Annotated in this window: 15 protein-coding genes and 1 pseudogene; 10 read left to right on the forward strand and 6 right to left on the reverse strand. The window is 46.6% G+C overall.

The features are described 5' to 3' along the window. Window positions 1–24: 24 nt before the first annotated feature. Window positions 25–273 carry a DUF2564 family protein gene (locus A4U59_RS20320; protein ID WP_169824018.1) on the reverse strand — a complete coding sequence of 83 codons (249 nt, stop codon included), beginning with the start codon at window positions 271–273 and terminating at the stop codon, window positions 25–27. Window positions 274–793: 520 nt separating this feature from the next. Between A4U59_RS20320 and A4U59_RS20325 the strand changes: the two genes are divergently transcribed. Then, window positions 794–1,360: a tyrosine-type recombinase/integrase gene (locus tag A4U59_RS20325; RefSeq protein ID WP_066175676.1), complete on the forward strand. Its 567-nt coding sequence runs from the start codon at window positions 794–796 to the stop codon at window positions 1,358–1,360. A gap of 115 nt (window positions 1,361–1,475) precedes the next feature. Here the strand turns inward: A4U59_RS20325 and A4U59_RS20330 are convergent, their stop codons facing one another. After that, on the reverse strand, window positions 1,476–1,673 hold the full coding sequence (locus tag A4U59_RS20330) for a DUF2188 domain-containing protein (RefSeq protein WP_066175679.1): 198 nt from the start codon (window positions 1,671–1,673) through the stop codon (window positions 1,476–1,478). 514 nt (window positions 1,674–2,187) lie between these two features. Between A4U59_RS20330 and pflB the strand changes: the two genes are divergently transcribed. The 4 genes from pflB to A4U59_RS20350 all read left to right on the forward strand — a co-directional run bounded on the left by pflB (window position 2,188) and on the right by A4U59_RS20350 (window position 8,035). After that, window positions 2,188–4,443 carry a formate C-acetyltransferase gene (gene pflB, locus A4U59_RS20335; RefSeq protein ID WP_066175682.1) on the forward strand — a complete coding sequence of 752 codons (2,256 nt, stop codon included), beginning with the start codon at window positions 2,188–2,190 and terminating at the stop codon, window positions 4,441–4,443. 5 nt (window positions 4,444–4,448) lie between these two features. After that, complete coding sequence (gene pflA, locus A4U59_RS20340) at window positions 4,449–5,159, forward strand: pyruvate formate-lyase-activating protein (RefSeq protein ID WP_066175684.1); 711 nt, start codon at window positions 4,449–4,451, stop codon at window positions 5,157–5,159. A 399-nt stretch (window positions 5,160–5,558) separates the two neighbouring features. Next, complete coding sequence (locus A4U59_RS20345; RefSeq protein ID WP_066175687.1) at window positions 5,559–6,239, forward strand: class I SAM-dependent methyltransferase; 681 nt, start codon at window positions 5,559–5,561, stop codon at window positions 6,237–6,239. A 110-nt stretch (window positions 6,240–6,349) separates the two neighbouring features. Next, window positions 6,350–8,035 carry a formate--tetrahydrofolate ligase gene (locus tag A4U59_RS20350; protein ID WP_066175689.1) on the forward strand — a complete coding sequence of 562 codons (1,686 nt, stop codon included), beginning with the start codon at window positions 6,350–6,352 and terminating at the stop codon, window positions 8,033–8,035. A gap of 168 nt (window positions 8,036–8,203) precedes the next feature. Here A4U59_RS20350 and A4U59_RS20355 read toward each other — a convergent pair whose 3' ends face one another. Next, window positions 8,204–8,473 carry a hypothetical protein gene (locus tag A4U59_RS20355; protein WP_245680607.1) on the reverse strand — a complete coding sequence of 90 codons (270 nt, stop codon included), beginning with the start codon at window positions 8,471–8,473 and terminating at the stop codon, window positions 8,204–8,206. A gap of 96 nt (window positions 8,474–8,569) precedes the next feature. Between A4U59_RS20355 and A4U59_RS20360 the strand changes: the two genes are divergently transcribed. Together A4U59_RS20360 and A4U59_RS20365 are read left to right on the forward strand one after the other, a co-directional pair. Then, window positions 8,570–9,241 (forward strand): HD domain-containing protein, encoded by a 672-nt coding sequence (locus A4U59_RS20360; protein WP_066175692.1) that lies wholly within the window; start codon window positions 8,570–8,572, stop codon window positions 9,239–9,241. A gap of 56 nt (window positions 9,242–9,297) precedes the next feature. Next, window positions 9,298–11,178: an ABC-F family ATP-binding cassette domain-containing protein gene (locus A4U59_RS20365; RefSeq protein ID WP_066175695.1), complete on the forward strand. Its 1,881-nt coding sequence runs from the start codon at window positions 9,298–9,300 to the stop codon at window positions 11,176–11,178. Between the two features lie 39 nt (window positions 11,179–11,217). Here the strand turns inward: A4U59_RS20365 and A4U59_RS22665 are convergent, their stop codons facing one another. Further along, entirely contained in the window at window positions 11,218–11,610 is a 393-nt protein-coding gene (locus A4U59_RS22665; protein ID WP_425388932.1) for a C40 family peptidase, read from the reverse strand. A gap of 126 nt (window positions 11,611–11,736) precedes the next feature. Next, window positions 11,737–12,303, reverse strand: a pseudogene (locus A4U59_RS22670) (peptidoglycan-binding domain-containing protein); the annotation flags it as partial. 109 nt (window positions 12,304–12,412) lie between these two features. Here A4U59_RS22670 and A4U59_RS20375 point away from each other — a divergent pair. Next, entirely contained in the window at window positions 12,413–13,198 is a 786-nt protein-coding gene (locus tag A4U59_RS20375) for a class I SAM-dependent methyltransferase (RefSeq protein ID WP_066175707.1), read from the forward strand. A gap of 38 nt (window positions 13,199–13,236) precedes the next feature. Next, window positions 13,237–13,368 carry a YuzL family protein gene (locus tag A4U59_RS21155; protein ID WP_106406384.1) on the forward strand — a complete coding sequence of 44 codons (132 nt, stop codon included), beginning with the start codon at window positions 13,237–13,239 and terminating at the stop codon, window positions 13,366–13,368. Between the two features lie 164 nt (window positions 13,369–13,532). On the opposite strand, the gene A4U59_RS20380 is transcribed toward A4U59_RS21155, so the two are convergent. Next, window positions 13,533–13,712 carry an H-type small acid-soluble spore protein gene (locus A4U59_RS20380; protein ID WP_066175700.1) on the reverse strand — a complete coding sequence of 60 codons (180 nt, stop codon included), beginning with the start codon at window positions 13,710–13,712 and terminating at the stop codon, window positions 13,533–13,535. A 122-nt stretch (window positions 13,713–13,834) separates the two neighbouring features. Here A4U59_RS20380 and A4U59_RS20385 point away from each other — a divergent pair, with 122 nt between their 5' ends. Further along, the gene (locus A4U59_RS20385) at window positions 13,835–14,446 is read left to right on the forward strand and encodes a YpjP family protein (protein ID WP_066175702.1); all 612 of its coding nucleotides are present in this window, start codon (window positions 13,835–13,837) and stop codon (window positions 14,444–14,446) included. Window positions 14,447–14,920 lie beyond the last annotated feature (474 nt).

Consider the following 14,920-nt stretch of genomic DNA (forward strand, 5'->3'; position numbering starts at 1 on the left):
GGCCGGGGCCTTTTCTGCAGCTGGTCAGCGCTGTGCTTCTTTCAACTGTTCTTCACAACGGTCAAGAAGCTCCATTGATTGTTCGAAAAACTGTTCATCTGTGCCGGGAGAGGCCTTAACCGCTTCAGAATATTCGAGCCGGGCGCTGGTCACTGCCCTTTCAGCATCTGAAAGCTGATCGGGGTCCATACTCATCGTAGCCGTTCCAACCATCTTTTGAGCGGCTTTAATGGACATTTCCAATTGCTTCAATTCATTATAAGGTTCTGACATGTTCATCCCTCCATGTTACAAATGTTTTCTGAAATAGGGTGTCAAATAATGACCTCCTTTATGCAACGGGTCAAATTAGCAGCACTCCGACTGGCTCCGTTATTTTTCCATGCCGCTGCCCGGAAAATCACCCTCAACTTACCTTAATACCGTTATCAATGATAAACCATGCCGCCGTAATTGGCCGGATGGCCGGATTTTAACCAGACTGGTCCCCTCATTACCTCGCTTTCCGCACGGTCACAGGACGTACCGGCCTCCTTGTTTGCTTTTTGGCGCGGCAAACTCCGCTTCCATGAAGAAGATTTAATGTGTGATTTTTAGTCTTCATTTTGAGGGAGTATCACGCCTTCGGCTCCAATCAACATCAATAAATAACACGAACTTCAATACAACCGTTCATAAAAGTGTAAAAAAGGAGAAGGATAAAAAGAAAGAAATCGTAAAGTTGGTGCAAATGAATCTGACATATCATATAATATATGTATGATAAGACAAATTGAGTGGAGGTGACAAAGCGATGGAATTCGTACAGCCAATCAAAGACCAGAACAAAATTGAAGAGATGCGCAGTTACCTTGAAAGCAAATCTGCACGCGATGCACTGCTTTTTACGTTCGGAATCAACAGTGTCCTCCGGATAACTGAACTTTTAAAACTGAAGGTGTCCGATGTGATCGATGAAAATGGAACGGTAAAGGATCATTATGAAATGAGAGAACCGGCCATGGGTGCCAGGACTCATTATCCGCTTGGCAAAAATGTCAAAAAGGCGATCAAAGATTATTTGAAAGATTATAAGGGCAATCTGGACCGGCCTCTGTTCCCTTCACGAAAAGGCAATAAGGCAATCAGCCGCCAGCAGGCATGGCATATATTGAATGACGCGGCAAGGAATGCGGGAATGACAGAACGGATCGGCAACCATTCATTACGGAAGACATTCGTCTACCACGCTTATAAAAATGGTGCGGACCTGTCCTTGCTTCAGCAAATGCTTAACCACAGCAGTTCAAAAGCGACACTGCGATATATTGGCATAAGCCCGGATGAGAAACCCGGCATCGGGATTGAATTAAATTTATAAGCAGTCGAAGAGCTTTCCCTGATCAGGGAAAGCTCTTCGTGTTTTAATTACGGTCAAGGCTGTTCAGATACCAAAATACGCGGCAATAGGGCCGGCATTTTTTCCAACCGTCATATTAAAATTTCATTTCATCTACGAGCTGATGGTCTCTATCCATTACCTGGACCGATGCCGGGGAGTTTTCCCGGGCGAGTTCTTTTGCGGTGTCAACTGCCCTGTCCCTTGATATATAGCTCTGTTCGGGCGCGACATCCTCGGCTTTAACAATCCAAGCTGAAGCATCTTTATTTGGAACAACCGTGTATGTGTACATATCCAAACACCTCCTGCCAGTATTGTTCATTTTTAGAAATTCCCTTCATATCAAACGGCGAAACATGCAAAATAATGAATAATCATACTCTGTTATACAACATTTTCAACTAAGGTGAAACAGTGTGATACAGTAAAAATGTAAAAGTGACGTTTTCTGCATTTCAAACATACTTAAAATGCAAACCTAATCAGGACTGGGTCTATCAGACGTAAACATAACAACTAGAGCGGTCGTTATGTTGTATGCGCTTACAAAACATAACTTATCTGTTAATGTGAAATTATTCACATTTTATCCATACCCTTTTCCCGTGTCCAGGTCTATAATGACCTTGAAACAGAGAATAAATAGCAATCTGTAATTCAGAAGCATTCAGATGGCGCGGCGGAAGCCGCTGTTTGAATAATTAAAGACAGTCAAATGTGCCAGTCCAGCAAATAGTACGGGGATCGGCACATGAAGTCCGCTTGAAAAACAATGAATGGGGTTTACGAAGAAAGGGGCATTCCAAATGGAAGCAGTAAAACAACCAACCACGACCGCTGAGGCATGGGAAGGATTTAAAGAAGGAAAATGGACCATGGAATCAGATGTCCGTGACTTTATCCAATTGAACTTTTCAGCATATGAGGGAAAGGAAGACTTCCTTGCACCGGCTACTGACAGCACGAAACAGCTATGGGACTCTGTCCTTGAACTGATGAAACTTGAACGGGAAAAGGGCGTGCTTGATGCTGACACGAAGACGGTCTCTGCAATAACCTCCCATGAGCCGGGTTATATCAATAAAGATATCGAAAAAATAGTCGGCCTGCAGACAGATGCTCCGCTGAAACGGGCAATCATGCCTTATGGCGGCATTCGTATGGTGAAAAGCTCATGTGACGCTTATGGATTTGAGCTTGATGCGGCTGTTGAAAAGACGTTTACCGATTACCGCAAGACACATAACCAGGGTGTATTTGACGTTTATACAGGTGAAATGCTCAAAGCCCGCAAAGCCGGGGTCATCACCGGGCTCCCTGATGCATACGGCCGCGGCCGCATCATTGGCGACTATCGCCGTGTCGCCCTGTACGGCATCGACTTTTTGATGGAAGAAAGGAAAAACCATCATAAATCTCTTGAAAATGAAATGATGAACGAAGAAATGATTCGTCTTCGTGAAGAAATTACTGAACAATATCGGGCACTAAATGAACTGAAAGAAATGGCCGCTTCTTACGGATTCGACATCTCAGGTCCGGCCAAAAATGCAAAAGAATCAATCCAATGGCTGTATTTCGGCTATCTTGGCGCAGTGAAGGAACAGAACGGGGCAGCCATGAGCCTTGGCCGTGTCTCGACGTTCCTTGATATTTACATCGAACGTGATTTGGCTCGAGGACTCATTACTGAAGAAGAAGCACAGGAAATGATCGATCATTTTGTCATGAAGCTGCGGATGGTCCGGTTCCTCCGTACGCCTGACTATGACGAACTTTTCAGCGGCGATCCTACATGGGTTACCGAATCAATCGGGGGAATGGGAATCGACGGCCGCCCGCTTGTAACGAAGAACAGTTACAGGTTCCTCCATACGCTTGATAACCTGGGACCTGCTCCTGAACCGAACCTGACTGTATTATGGTCGGAAAAATTGCCGGATCATTTCAAAAAATATTGCGCCAGAATGTCCATTAAGACATCTTCAATCCAGTATGAGAATGATGAAATCATGCGTCCAGAATATGGTGACGACTATGGCATCGCCTGCTGTGTATCCGTCATGAAGATTGGCAAGCAAATGCAGTTTTTCGGCGCCCGCGCCAATCTTGCAAAAGCGTTACTTTATGCAATAAACGGCGGCATTGATGAAAAGCTGAACATACAGGTCGCACCGAAGTCCGCACCGATTGTGAGTGAATACCTGGATTATGAAGAAGTAACGGCAGCGTATGATAAAGTGCTTGACTGGCTGGCAAAACTGTACATGAATACGCTGAATGTCATTCACTACATGCATGATAAATATGCTTACGAGCGGCTCGAGATGGCACTCCATGACAGGGACGTCATCCGCACAATGGCTGGCGGGATTGCCGGATTATCGGTTGTTGCCGATTCCTTGAGTGCGATTAAGTATGCGAAAGTAAAACCGATCCGTGACGTAAACGGAATTGCGGTCGACTTTGAAATCGAAGGTGACTATCCGATGTACGGCAATGATGATGACCGTGTCGACCAGATTGCCGTCGAGCTTGTTGAGAAGTTCATGTCGAAATTCCGTCGGCAGCATTCGTACCGCAATTCAATTCCGACACAATCAATCCTTACCATTACGTCTAATGTCGTATACGGCAAAAAGACCGGTACGACCCCTGATGGCCGCAAAGCAGGCGAACCGTTTGCCCCTGGTGCGAATCCGCTTCACGGCCGTGACCAAAAAGGTGCGCTGGCCTCATTGAATTCGGTGAGCAAGCTCCCTTACCGAGATTGCCAGGACGGGATTTCGTGCACGTTCTCAATCGTTCCGAAAGCACTCGGTAAAGATGATGACACGAGAGCATCCAACATGGCAGCCATTCTGGACGGATATGCTGTCCAGAGCGGACATCATATCAACGTCAATGTATTCAACCGTGACACGCTGTTAGATGCGATGGAGCATCCGGAAAAGTATCCGCAGCTGACCATCCGCGTTTCTGGATATGCTGTCAACTTCATTAAATTGACACGGGAACAGCAGCTTGATGTCATAAACAGAACAATACATGAAAGTATGTGATTAGTATGAAAGGAAGAATCCATTCAGTCGAAACATTGGGAACGGTAGATGGTCCCGGCCTGCGTTACATCGTCTTCACGCAGGGCTGCCCGCTCCGGTGCCTTTATTGCCATAACCCGGATACTTGGGAACGCGCAGGCGGTAATGAAGCGGATTCGGTAATGCTCATCAATGAGGTCAGGCGTTACTTGCCTTACATGAAGGCATCCGGCGGCGGTATAACTGTAAGCGGCGGAGAGCCGCTTTTGCAGCCCGAATTCGTCCTTGACCTGTTCAAGCAAGCGAAAGCGGTCGGAATCAATACAGCGCTTGATACAGCAGGTTCAATCATTCCTGCCAATATCGATGAATTGCTTGAATACACTGATCTTGTGCTGCTTGATGTTAAGCATGTGGACGATGACGGCCATCGGACGATTACCGGCCAGTCAAACCATAACAACCGGAAATTCGCAGCTATTCTTGAAAAAAAGGGTATACCAGTATGGATAAGACATGTTCTTTTACCGGGCTATACCGACGGCGAAGATACGCTGCGGAGGCTCGGGAAGTATGCCGGCAGCCTTTCCAACGTTAAAAAGATTGAAGTTCTTCCTTATCACAAAATGGGTGATTACAAGTGGGAGGCGCTTGGCCTTACAAATAAGCTGCAGCATGTAGAACCGCCAACAGCAGAAGAAGCAGAAAACGCTTATAAGATTATCACGAACATATAATGACATTGACCAGCCGGCGAAAGCCGGCTGGTTTTTTAGGCTTCAAGCTCCATGATTTATCACTCCATGAAGCGTTTTCGAGAAGTTTCGAACACCCGCTCCAATCGGAATAGAGGTGCCGTTCAAGAGGAATCGTCACTGTAAATGTCCTCTGGCCCAAAAAGAGAGGTGAAACCGAGCGGCTCGTCCTTGAAAATCCACAACAATGTGTAAAATCCACAACATTCTTTAACATAGCCTTTTGTAAATTCAAAACGGCCGAAACGCTCTTTAGCAGCATTTCCGGTTGAGAGCTGAATGTGTTTCAGGATATGATAGAAGGGCCGGTTTTGCCGGCAGGGTCAGAGGATCATAAACGGTTGAGTCGACCCGTTTCACAACCTTGAAAAGGGGGACAATATGGACAACTGGCATAAAGAGGCACAATCGCAGTGGAACAGCAGGGCAGGTTACTGGGATGAAAATGCCGTGAAAATGTGGAGCGAAGGCAGCCGCAGAGATATCATCCCGCTTTTCAAAAGGCATGTTAAGCCTTCCGGGGAAACGAATGTGCTTGATATCGGCTGCGGTCCTGGACACAGTACAACATTACTGCAGCAGGCCGGGTATTCGCCGGTCGGAATTGATCTGTCCGCCGAAATGATCGAAAAAGCGAAAAACAGGGATAATGGGGATAACCTTACGTTCTTACAGGCGGATGTCATGCAGCTTCCTTTTAAGAGCGGGGAGTTTGATGCTGTCACAGTAATCAACGTGCTGGAATGGACTGCCTCACCGCTTAAGGCACTGGCCGAAATACGGAGGGTCTTGAAACCAGGAGGTACGGGCCTCTTCGGTATTCTGGGACCGACTGCAGGACCGAGGCAGAACAGCTTCAACAGACTCAGCGGCGAATCGGTCATCTGCAATACGATGATGCCGTGGGAGTTTAAACAGCTGGCGGAGGAAAATGGCTGGAATTTTACCGCAGGAAAAGGGGTTTATAAAAAAGAAGTGAAACCGGAGCATATCCGCGGCCTTCCTGAAGACTTGCAGCAGGCGCTTACATTCATGTGGCTTTTTATTCTCGAAAAAAAGTAATTATGTCTAAAAGTTTCAAGAATTCGTACCGGAATACCGATACGAAAATGCATTTTTTCGTTACAATGAATTAGTACATAATTTTCACAACACAAAGGGGGACATACAAAATGGCTAATCAGTACAAGTCAGATATTGAAATTGCTCAGGAATCGAAAATGGAACCGATCGGTATGATTGCCGAAAAACTGGCAATCCACCCTGATGAACTCGAACCGTACGGCCACTATAAGGCGAAAATTTCACTTGATGTGATGGATCGTCTCAAAGATCAAGAAAATGGTAAAGTCATTCTTGTAACCGCTATCAATCCTACTCCTGCAGGGGAAGGGAAGTCAACGGTAACAGTCGGGCTCGGCCAGGCACTCAACAGAATCGGTAAAAAAGCGGTGATTGCGCTCCGTGAACCTTCACTGGGACCGAGCATGGGAATCAAGGGCGGTGCTGCCGGAGGGGGGTATTCCCAGGTAGTGCCGATGGAAGATATCAACCTTCACTTCACCGGGGATCTCCATGCGATCACAACAGCAAACAATGCGCTGGCGGCTATTCTTGATAACCATATCCACCAGGGCAATGATTTGAATATCGATCAGCGCCGTGTCGTCTGGAAAAGGGCGGTTGATTTGAATGACAGGGCATTGCGTAATATCACGATCGGTCTTGGCGGACCTGTCAACGGCATCCCGCGGGAAGATGGATTCAACATTACGGTGGCGTCAGAAGTAATGGCAGTGCTTTGTCTTGCTAAAGACTTATCGGATTTGAAAAAACGCCTCGCCCGAATGGTTGTGGCATATAATCGCGATAAAAAGCCGGTGACAGCCGGTGATCTCGGTGCTGAGGGCGCGCTTACTCTGCTATTGAAAGACGCAATCAAACCGAACCTTGTCCAGACGCTTGAAAACACACCTGCTCTCATTCATGGCGGCCCGTTTGCAAATATCGCCCACGGGTGCAACAGTGTCATTGCAACGAACATGGCCAGGAAACTGGGAGAATATGTTGTGACCGAAGCCGGGTTCGGAGCTGACCTTGGTGCGGAAAAATTCCTTGATATCAAAACGCGTGCGGGTGACATCCGCCCTGATGCAGTCGTCATCGTTGCGACTGTCCGCGCACTTAAAATGCACGGCGGTGTTCCTAAAAAAGAGCTCGGCCAGGAAAACGTCGAGGCGCTGAAAACCGGCATTGTCAATCTGGAGAAACATATTGATACGATAACAGAGAAATTCGGCCTGCCGGCAGTCGTTGCAATTAACCGCTTTGTGACAGACTCGAACAATGAACTTGATTTTATCGAAAACTGGTGCAATGAAAAAGGTGTTCCTGCCGTACTGGCCAACGTCTGGGAAAAAGGGGGCGAAGGCGGTGAAGCGCTGGCCCGCGAAGTGGTAAGCGCTGTGGAAAAATCCGACAACCGTTTTTCTCAGCTTTATGAGCTCGACCTCCCGCTTGAGGAAAAGATTGAGGCGATTGCAAAGAATGTGTACGGAGCAAGTGAAGTTGATTTTACGGTCCAGGCTAAAAAGCAGCTGGCTCAGTTCAAGGAAGAAGGCTGGGATAGTTTGCCTGTATGTATGGCAAAAACCCAGTACTCCCTGTCGGATGACCCGGCAAAACTTGGCAGGCCTGAAGGCTTCACCGTCACTGTCCGGGAATTACGGCCTTCAATTGGAGCAGGTTTCATCGTGGCGATGACCGGTGATATCATGACAATGCCGGGCTTGCCGAAAAAACCGGCAGCATTGAATATGGATGTGGATGAAAACGGAAAGGCAAAAGGCCTTTTTTAAACAGGATGGAAAGCGGCCCCGTTAGCAAGTACGGGGCCTTTTTACTGTAGGAACGTATACATTGTAAGCAAGGAGCATTCGGCGCAGCAGCCAATTTCAAGAATACAGATAAGGGGAACTGCGCCTTGTCTCCGCCTGAAAACTCGTCAATCGGCGAGTTTGATGTCATCATATCCCTTCATATACAAGGACATAATGAATCAGACCGTCGCCTGCTTGAAATATGTGATCAACTTCATAGCCGATACTCATCATTCTCGATAGGGTTTCTGCGCATTCAGGATGGGGCGGTTCAACTGGTGCAGATATACTTGCGGAAAAATGGGCGACCTCCCCGGTTTCTGTCAAGCACCTAATGATTGCCACATGCTTTCCTTTCCACGGCACACCGATCATTCCGCTTTGATTCTCACGCTGATTAGGGCCAATCCATTTCATATTTTGCTCGAACCTCCTATAATAAACCTATCTACCTTACAATATGCATCTGTAATACTTGTGCGAATTGGCTGAAAAGAAAGGACGAGATACAGCATGGCTTCTCAAACGGTTGTGGAAAAAGCGGTGGATTTCGCCAGGAAGGAACTTGGGGAAGAGACGACGGGGCACGACTGGCACCACATTGAAAGAGTGTGGGGGACTACCCGCCACATTGCAGAAGAGGAAGGGGCTGACATGCAAGTTTGTGAGCTGGCTGCCCTTCTGCATGATATAGCCGATGAAAAGTTGAATGATTCAGAAGAAGAGGGGCTGGGAAAAGTGAGGGATTGGCTTATGTCCGTCTCCTTACCGGACAGTGAAACGAATCATGTCATGGAAATCATTTCAACCATGTCATTCAAAGGCGGCGGCGGTCCGGAAGTCCGCACTCTGGAAGGAAAAGTTGTACAGGATGCCGACCGCCTGGATGCCATCGGTGCAATCGGGATTGCGCGTGCCTTCACGTATGCAGGCGCAAAAGGGCAGCCGATATTTGACCCCGGCCTTCCGCCGAGAGATGAAATGACAAAAACGGAATATCGGACAGGGAAAAGCACTGCGGTTAATCATTTTTATGAAAAACTGTTAAAATTAAAGGACTTGATGAATACAGAAACAGGAATGAAAATGGCTGAGGAACGCCACAGATTCATGGTCGGATTTCTTCGTCAATTTTACAGCGAATGGGGAAGGCCCGCCGGCACATGGCAAGATAAAAACAACTGACCGGCCGTGTTTTCTTCTTGATGAAAACCATTTTATAGAAAACGGAGCAAAGTGCAATGAAACAAGTGACAGCGGAAAAGATCACAAAGACATATGGGGAAAAAGAGCTGTTCAGAAACCTGGACTTTACGATTGGGGAAAACCAGAAAATCGGTTTAATCGGCCTGAACGGGACCGGGAAATCAAGTTTGCTTAGCGTCGTTGCGGAAATGGATGAACCGGACAGCGGTGCGATCATAAAGCCTTCAGGGTACAGCGTTGAATTTGTCCAGCAGCAGACCGAGCTTGTGCCCGGGAAAAATGTCCTTGAGCAAGTTTTCATGAATGAAACGCCCGAGACCGAAGCAATCAAAGCCTACGAACTGTCGCTTGCCAGGCTTCAAGATTCGCCGGACGATGAAAAAATCCAGGGAGAGCTGGCAGAGGCACAGGTGAAGATGGATACACTCGATGCATGGGAACTGAATGCAGCGGCAAAAGCGATCCTTACAAAGCTAGGGGTGTACAACTTTGAAAAAATCCCTGAACAATTGTCGGGCGGAGAAAAGAAGCGGGTCCTGCTTGCCAGCAGCTTGATCAGAAAACCGGATTTGCTCATTCTGGATGAACCGACAAATCACCTCGATATCGGGACAATCCGCTGGCTTGAAGAGTACTTAAAAGGGTATCAAGCCTCGTTCATTGTCGTCACCCATGACAGGTACTTTCTGGATAGTGTCACCGATACCATTTGGGAACTGGACGGCGGCAGCCTTTATACATATAAAGGAAACTACGAAGCGTTTCTGGGCCAAAAAGCCGAACGGGAAGAAAATGAGGCGAGGCGGTACGAAAAACAGCAGTCCATCCTCAAAAAAGAGATTGAATGGTTAAAAAAGGGTGCGAAAGCGCGAACGACAAAACAAAAAGCCCGTATCCAGCGGATCGAGCAAATGAAAGAACAGAAAGGCCCGATAGACACCGGCTCAGTGGACATCGCATTGAGCGGATCGCGGATTGGCAAGCGGGTATTCGAGTTGGAGGATACAGCAATATCAATCGGGGGAGAGGATTTAATCGAACCGTTTTCTTACATTGTCCAGCCAGGTGCGCGTATAGGCATCATCGGGCCAAATGGAAGCGGAAAGTCTACCTTTCTGAAAATGCTTGCCGGTGACATCGATCCTAGCAGCGGCCGGGTCATCACCGGGAATACCGTAAATATCGGCTTTTACACTCAGGAGAGTGAAGATATGGACGGGTCGATGCGAGTCATCCATTATATTAAGGAAACAGCAGAGTTCATCACCGATCGCGACGGAAACCTGACTTCGGCCGCCACCATGCTCGAACGCTTCCTGTTTCCGCCGTCCACTCACGGTCTGCCGATCAACAAATTGTCCGGCGGCGAACAGCGGCGCCTCTATCTGCTGAAGATATTAATGGAAAATCCGAATGTCCTCCTGCTGGATGAACCGACCAATGATCTCGATATTGAAACGCTGACCGTCCTGGAGGACTACCTGGATGGATTTAGCGGAGCTGTCATAACGGTATCTCATGACCGTTACTTCCTTGATCGGACATCAGAAATCCTTTTTGTATTCGGCAATGGCAGCATTACACCTTATTACGGTTCATACAGCGATTACCTGGAGGAAGAACAACAGGCGGCGCCGATTCCAAAAATGAGGGAGACCACTTCAAAGGAAAAACCGTTTCAGCATGACGGAAAAAAGAAAAAGATGTCCTACCTGGAAAAAAGGGAATGGGAAGAAATTGAAGATCGGATTTCTGCATCCGAGGGGAAAATTGCGGAAATAGAACGGCAAATTGGACAATCCGGCAGTGACTATGAAAAAGCCCAGGAGCTTTTCAATGACAAAGAGGAGCTGGAGAATAAGCTGGACGAGTTAATGGAAAGATGGGCTTATTTATCTGAAAAAGCCGATGAATAAATAGAAGCGGAAGCATAGCGTTTCCGCTCCATCATATGCTCAGTTGTGCTGGATCATCCGTTTGGTGCCTAAATATCTTGATTTCCAATAGGACGTATCGAGTTTGCTCACTGTCACACCTTTTGAGGAACCTGCATGGATGAACTTGCCGTCTCCAAGGTAAATGCCTGCATGAGAAGGTCCTGGTTTATAGGTCTGGAAAAAGAGAATATCGCCTACACTCGGTTTCGTCACATCAGTGCCGAAATTCCAAATATCGCTTACAGTACGTGGAATGTTCACCCCTTGTTTTGCAAAAACATGTTTAAGAAAGCCGCTGCAGTCAAATCCTGCCGGTGTCGTTCCGCCCCATCTATAAGGTGTCCCGATATAGCGTCTCGCAGCTTTGGCAACCCCGAACTGGGCGGATCGTTTTTTATCTTCGATTTTCACTTTCGCAGTTGGCGGGGCCGGTTTGACAGTGACTTCGGTTTGCCAGCTTTTATGTTTGCTTAAAGAACCATAAACTTGCGGACCGGCAATGCCGTCGACTTTCAGGTTTTTTTCGGTCTGGAACTGGATAACCGCTTTTTTCGTCAGCGGACCGAAGACGCCATCAAGGTTTCCGGTATAGTATTTTAACTTCATCAGTTTATTTTGCAGACTGCGGACTTTTTCACCCCTGTCTCCATATTGTACAGAATTTGTTTTGGTGAAAGAATATTTATAAGGCACTGCAGCTGAATTTATAAAGAGGGTTTCTAGCGTATTCGGCCCTGCGATCCCATCAACAGAAAGCCGCTGTTTTTTCTGGAATGTCTTGACTGCTTTCAATGTGGCTGGCCCGAATATGCCGTCTGCTGACAGATTGTAGATATGCTTCCCTTTTAAAGCGAGCTGCAGCTTCTTAACTGAGTTTCCTGTTTGACCGAATTTCAGGTGCTGCTGGATATTCATGGCGGAGTCCCTGGCCGGATTCCCGGATCCAGTAGACCCGGAAGCTGCATGCGGTGCACTGAGCATCATACCGACAGTTATAGTGGGAATGACGACCTTTTCCTTCACAAGACTTTTTAACATTGATCTGGATGCCTCCCTTAACGGTAAACATAGGGCTTCTGGCTGAAATGTATTCCTTTTATTCATATTGAAAAAAGGATTGATTATGACAAAACAGGCATGTCCGGACAATCTTTTACATTTTCTCCGGCAAAAGCTGCATATTTCAACAGGAATCCAGAGGTGTGAGAAAACAATGATCGTCACGACATCATCGAAAAACAGCAAAAACTTGGCTTCACTGGCTATCAAAGCTGCGGAGGAACTGGATGGTGTTTTTGTAGAAAGACAGGAAATACCGCTTAAGGCTCTGCGGACAGAATTTAACGATGACATACTGGTGGTGGGAATAGACAAGTTTGTCATTCATCCCCGCAATGGGGAGGAACCGTTTTTTTTTCATCCCAATGCCGCCATGTTCAGGCTGAAGCGAGTGCTCGCCGGAGGTTCCGACCCATTTGTGGAAGCAGCAGGCCTGAAGCCCGGAATGTCCATTTTTGATTGTACCCTCGGTCTCGGAGCAGATGCTATAATTGCCGCACATGCGGTCGGAGAAAGCGGGAGTGTTACCGGTATTGAAAAAAACAGGATGATCGCCTATCTTGTCGAAAGAGGTTTGCAAACATGGAAAACAAATGTGCCTGATCTGGAAATTGCAATGAGGCGGATTAAGGTGATCGCGGGAGATTACATGCTGGAACTTAAGCGGATTCCTTCTGAATCGGTGGAGGTCGTTTATTTTGATCCGATGTTTCAAACACCTCTCACTGAGTCTGCAGGCATAAACAAAATGCGGCCGATTGCTGCAGACACAATGCTTACCGAAGCGGCTGTCGAAGAAGCAAAAAGGGCGGCCAGATACAGAGTTATAATAAAAGATCATTTCCGCAGCGCTGTTTTCGAGCGCCACGGCTTCAAACGGAAAATCAGGAAATCGGCGAAGTTTCATTATGGGGTGCTGGAGAAAGGCAGCATAGATTGATCGGTTTAAGGAAAGGATACGGGCGGAGGTGAATGACGATGGCAAATAAGCCTAAGCAGGATTCTTCAAAGTCCGTCCTGGAATCCCCCGAAATCGAAGGCCAAGGAACGACTGAGAGGGAAACCGGAACCGTTTCAAAAAGCTCTGCCCGAAACAGGAAAAGGAAATAAACATCAAAAAGGAACCAGCAGGAAGCCGGTTCCTTTTATACGGCGGTAAAATCATCAGTCAGTGGCAGCCAGATAAATGAAGTAAAAGATAGACAGAAAACTTAAAATGGCGAGTACAACAGTTTCATTCATTCTATCACTCCTCCCCTTTGCAGTTTCCTCCACTATGCTTCCAGCAGTTTTGCGACAGGCACTTCCATTTCTTTATCCGGATTGGCTGCTGTATAAACCCTTGCCGTCTCAGCTTCTTCATTTACACTTTGCAGCCATACCGGCACCTGGTTATACAGTACAAGAAATTCAGAAGATGAATCAATTATTTCGACTGCCCGTGAAACATACATATAGTAATTCCTCCTTTTTAGTATAATTTCCGCCTAACGGTGAAAGGTTATGCATTTTCATGTAGCCTTTTTGTGATGTCCATGAGACAATAACCGTATGAATTGATGAGAGGCGGAAGAGTATGCAACAGTGGATCCGTAAAATATTTGTCGCATTAGTCGCTATTCTTACTTTCGGAACGGTCGTACCGTCGAATCAGCCGATTCAGATTCCCGGTTCCCAAAAGAATAGCCAGCATGAACAATCTGTTGAAGCATCGGGCGATTTGGCTCGAGAGGATATTCCAGACGATCATGACGGCATATCCATCCCATCTGAACTTGAACCGCGTGAACTGTTTTTTGCTGCCATGCTGTCTGAAGCTGAAAAACAGGGGGAGCAAAAATTCGGGTTCAGAATTGAAGATAAGATCGGTGAAGAATACAGGCAGATTATTTTGCCAGAACTGAAAAACGCCGTTGGCACGTTAACGAAAGATTGGGATGACGGCGAGTTCGGAAATCATGTCATCTCCAGCACGCCTGCAGGCGGTTACGGAGAGAAAATCTTTCATATCTATCACAGTGAAACCGGGAAGGATGTATTCCGTTACCATGTCAGAAGAGAACGGCCTCCGCTTGACGGCCATTATTTTGCTTTCCATTATCATTCAGATGCAGATTCGTTTACCGGACATTATACTCTCGGGAAAATATACTGGGGTAAAAATACGCCGCCAAAATGGCAAAGTTGAAGGCTGTCTGTTTTGACAGTCTTTTTTTATTGATAGGAAAGAATAAATGGTTAACAGGGAAGTGTATCTACGCAGGGGCCGATTTTAATACTTTAAATTTGTTTTCTCCTGAAGGCTCGCCAATCGGTGAGTCTTCTATGCTGTTCTGCATGTTAGGCCGGCTTCCGCTGTAGCTGCCGATAAGGGTAATGGACAACATCACGGTCACCGCTCTTCCATAACATCATAATTATTCAGACAAGCATAAAGGATGCTTGCTTTCGTATGGGAAGTGCCCTTTTTAAATATGCATCCGTTCTTTAAATACATGGTTATAGGCACAACGGGCAAAATGGATTCAGGAAAAAATGACTATCTATAATCTGTTGATTCTAAAAAAAGACCGTGTTATATTTAAAAACATCGTCGCTAACAGCAGACATGCATTTTTGAAAAAAGAATGCAAAAATATGTTGACTTTTAATCTGAAACATC

The sequence above is a fragment of the Bacillus marinisedimentorum genome (assembly GCF_001644195.2).
GTDB classification, from domain to species: domain Bacteria; phylum Bacillota; class Bacilli; order Bacillales; family Bacillaceae_O; genus Bacillus_BL; species Bacillus_BL marinisedimentorum.

Coding starts and splice junctions, on each gene's coding strand:
- A4U59_RS20320 (WP_169824018.1), bottom strand. CDS start 273: ATGTCAGAACCTTATAATGAATTGAAGCAATTGGAAATGTCCATTAAA.
- A4U59_RS20325 (WP_066175676.1), top strand. CDS start 794: ATGGAATTCGTACAGCCAATCAAAGACCAGAACAAAATTGAAGAGATG.
- A4U59_RS20330 (WP_066175679.1), bottom strand. CDS start 1,673: ATGTACACATACACGGTTGTTCCAAATAAAGATGCTTCAGCTTGGATT.
- pflB (WP_066175682.1), top strand. CDS start 2,188: ATGGAAGCAGTAAAACAACCAACCACGACCGCTGAGGCATGGGAAGGA.
- pflA (WP_066175684.1), top strand. CDS start 4,449: ATGAAAGGAAGAATCCATTCAGTCGAAACATTGGGAACGGTAGATGGT.
- A4U59_RS20345 (WP_066175687.1), top strand. CDS start 5,559: ATGGACAACTGGCATAAAGAGGCACAATCGCAGTGGAACAGCAGGGCA.
- A4U59_RS20350 (WP_066175689.1), top strand. CDS start 6,350: ATGGCTAATCAGTACAAGTCAGATATTGAAATTGCTCAGGAATCGAAA.
- A4U59_RS20355 (WP_245680607.1), bottom strand. CDS start 8,473: ATGAAATGGATTGGCCCTAATCAGCGTGAGAATCAAAGCGGAATGATC.
- A4U59_RS20360 (WP_066175692.1), top strand. CDS start 8,570: ATGGCTTCTCAAACGGTTGTGGAAAAAGCGGTGGATTTCGCCAGGAAG.
- A4U59_RS20365 (WP_066175695.1), top strand. CDS start 9,298: ATGAAACAAGTGACAGCGGAAAAGATCACAAAGACATATGGGGAAAAA.
- A4U59_RS20375 (WP_066175707.1), top strand. CDS start 12,413: ATGATCGTCACGACATCATCGAAAAACAGCAAAAACTTGGCTTCACTG.
- A4U59_RS21155 (WP_106406384.1), top strand. CDS start 13,237: ATGGCAAATAAGCCTAAGCAGGATTCTTCAAAGTCCGTCCTGGAATCC.
- A4U59_RS20380 (WP_066175700.1), bottom strand. CDS start 13,712: ATGTATGTTTCACGGGCAGTCGAAATAATTGATTCATCTTCTGAATTT.
- A4U59_RS20385 (WP_066175702.1), top strand. CDS start 13,835: ATGCAACAGTGGATCCGTAAAATATTTGTCGCATTAGTCGCTATTCTT.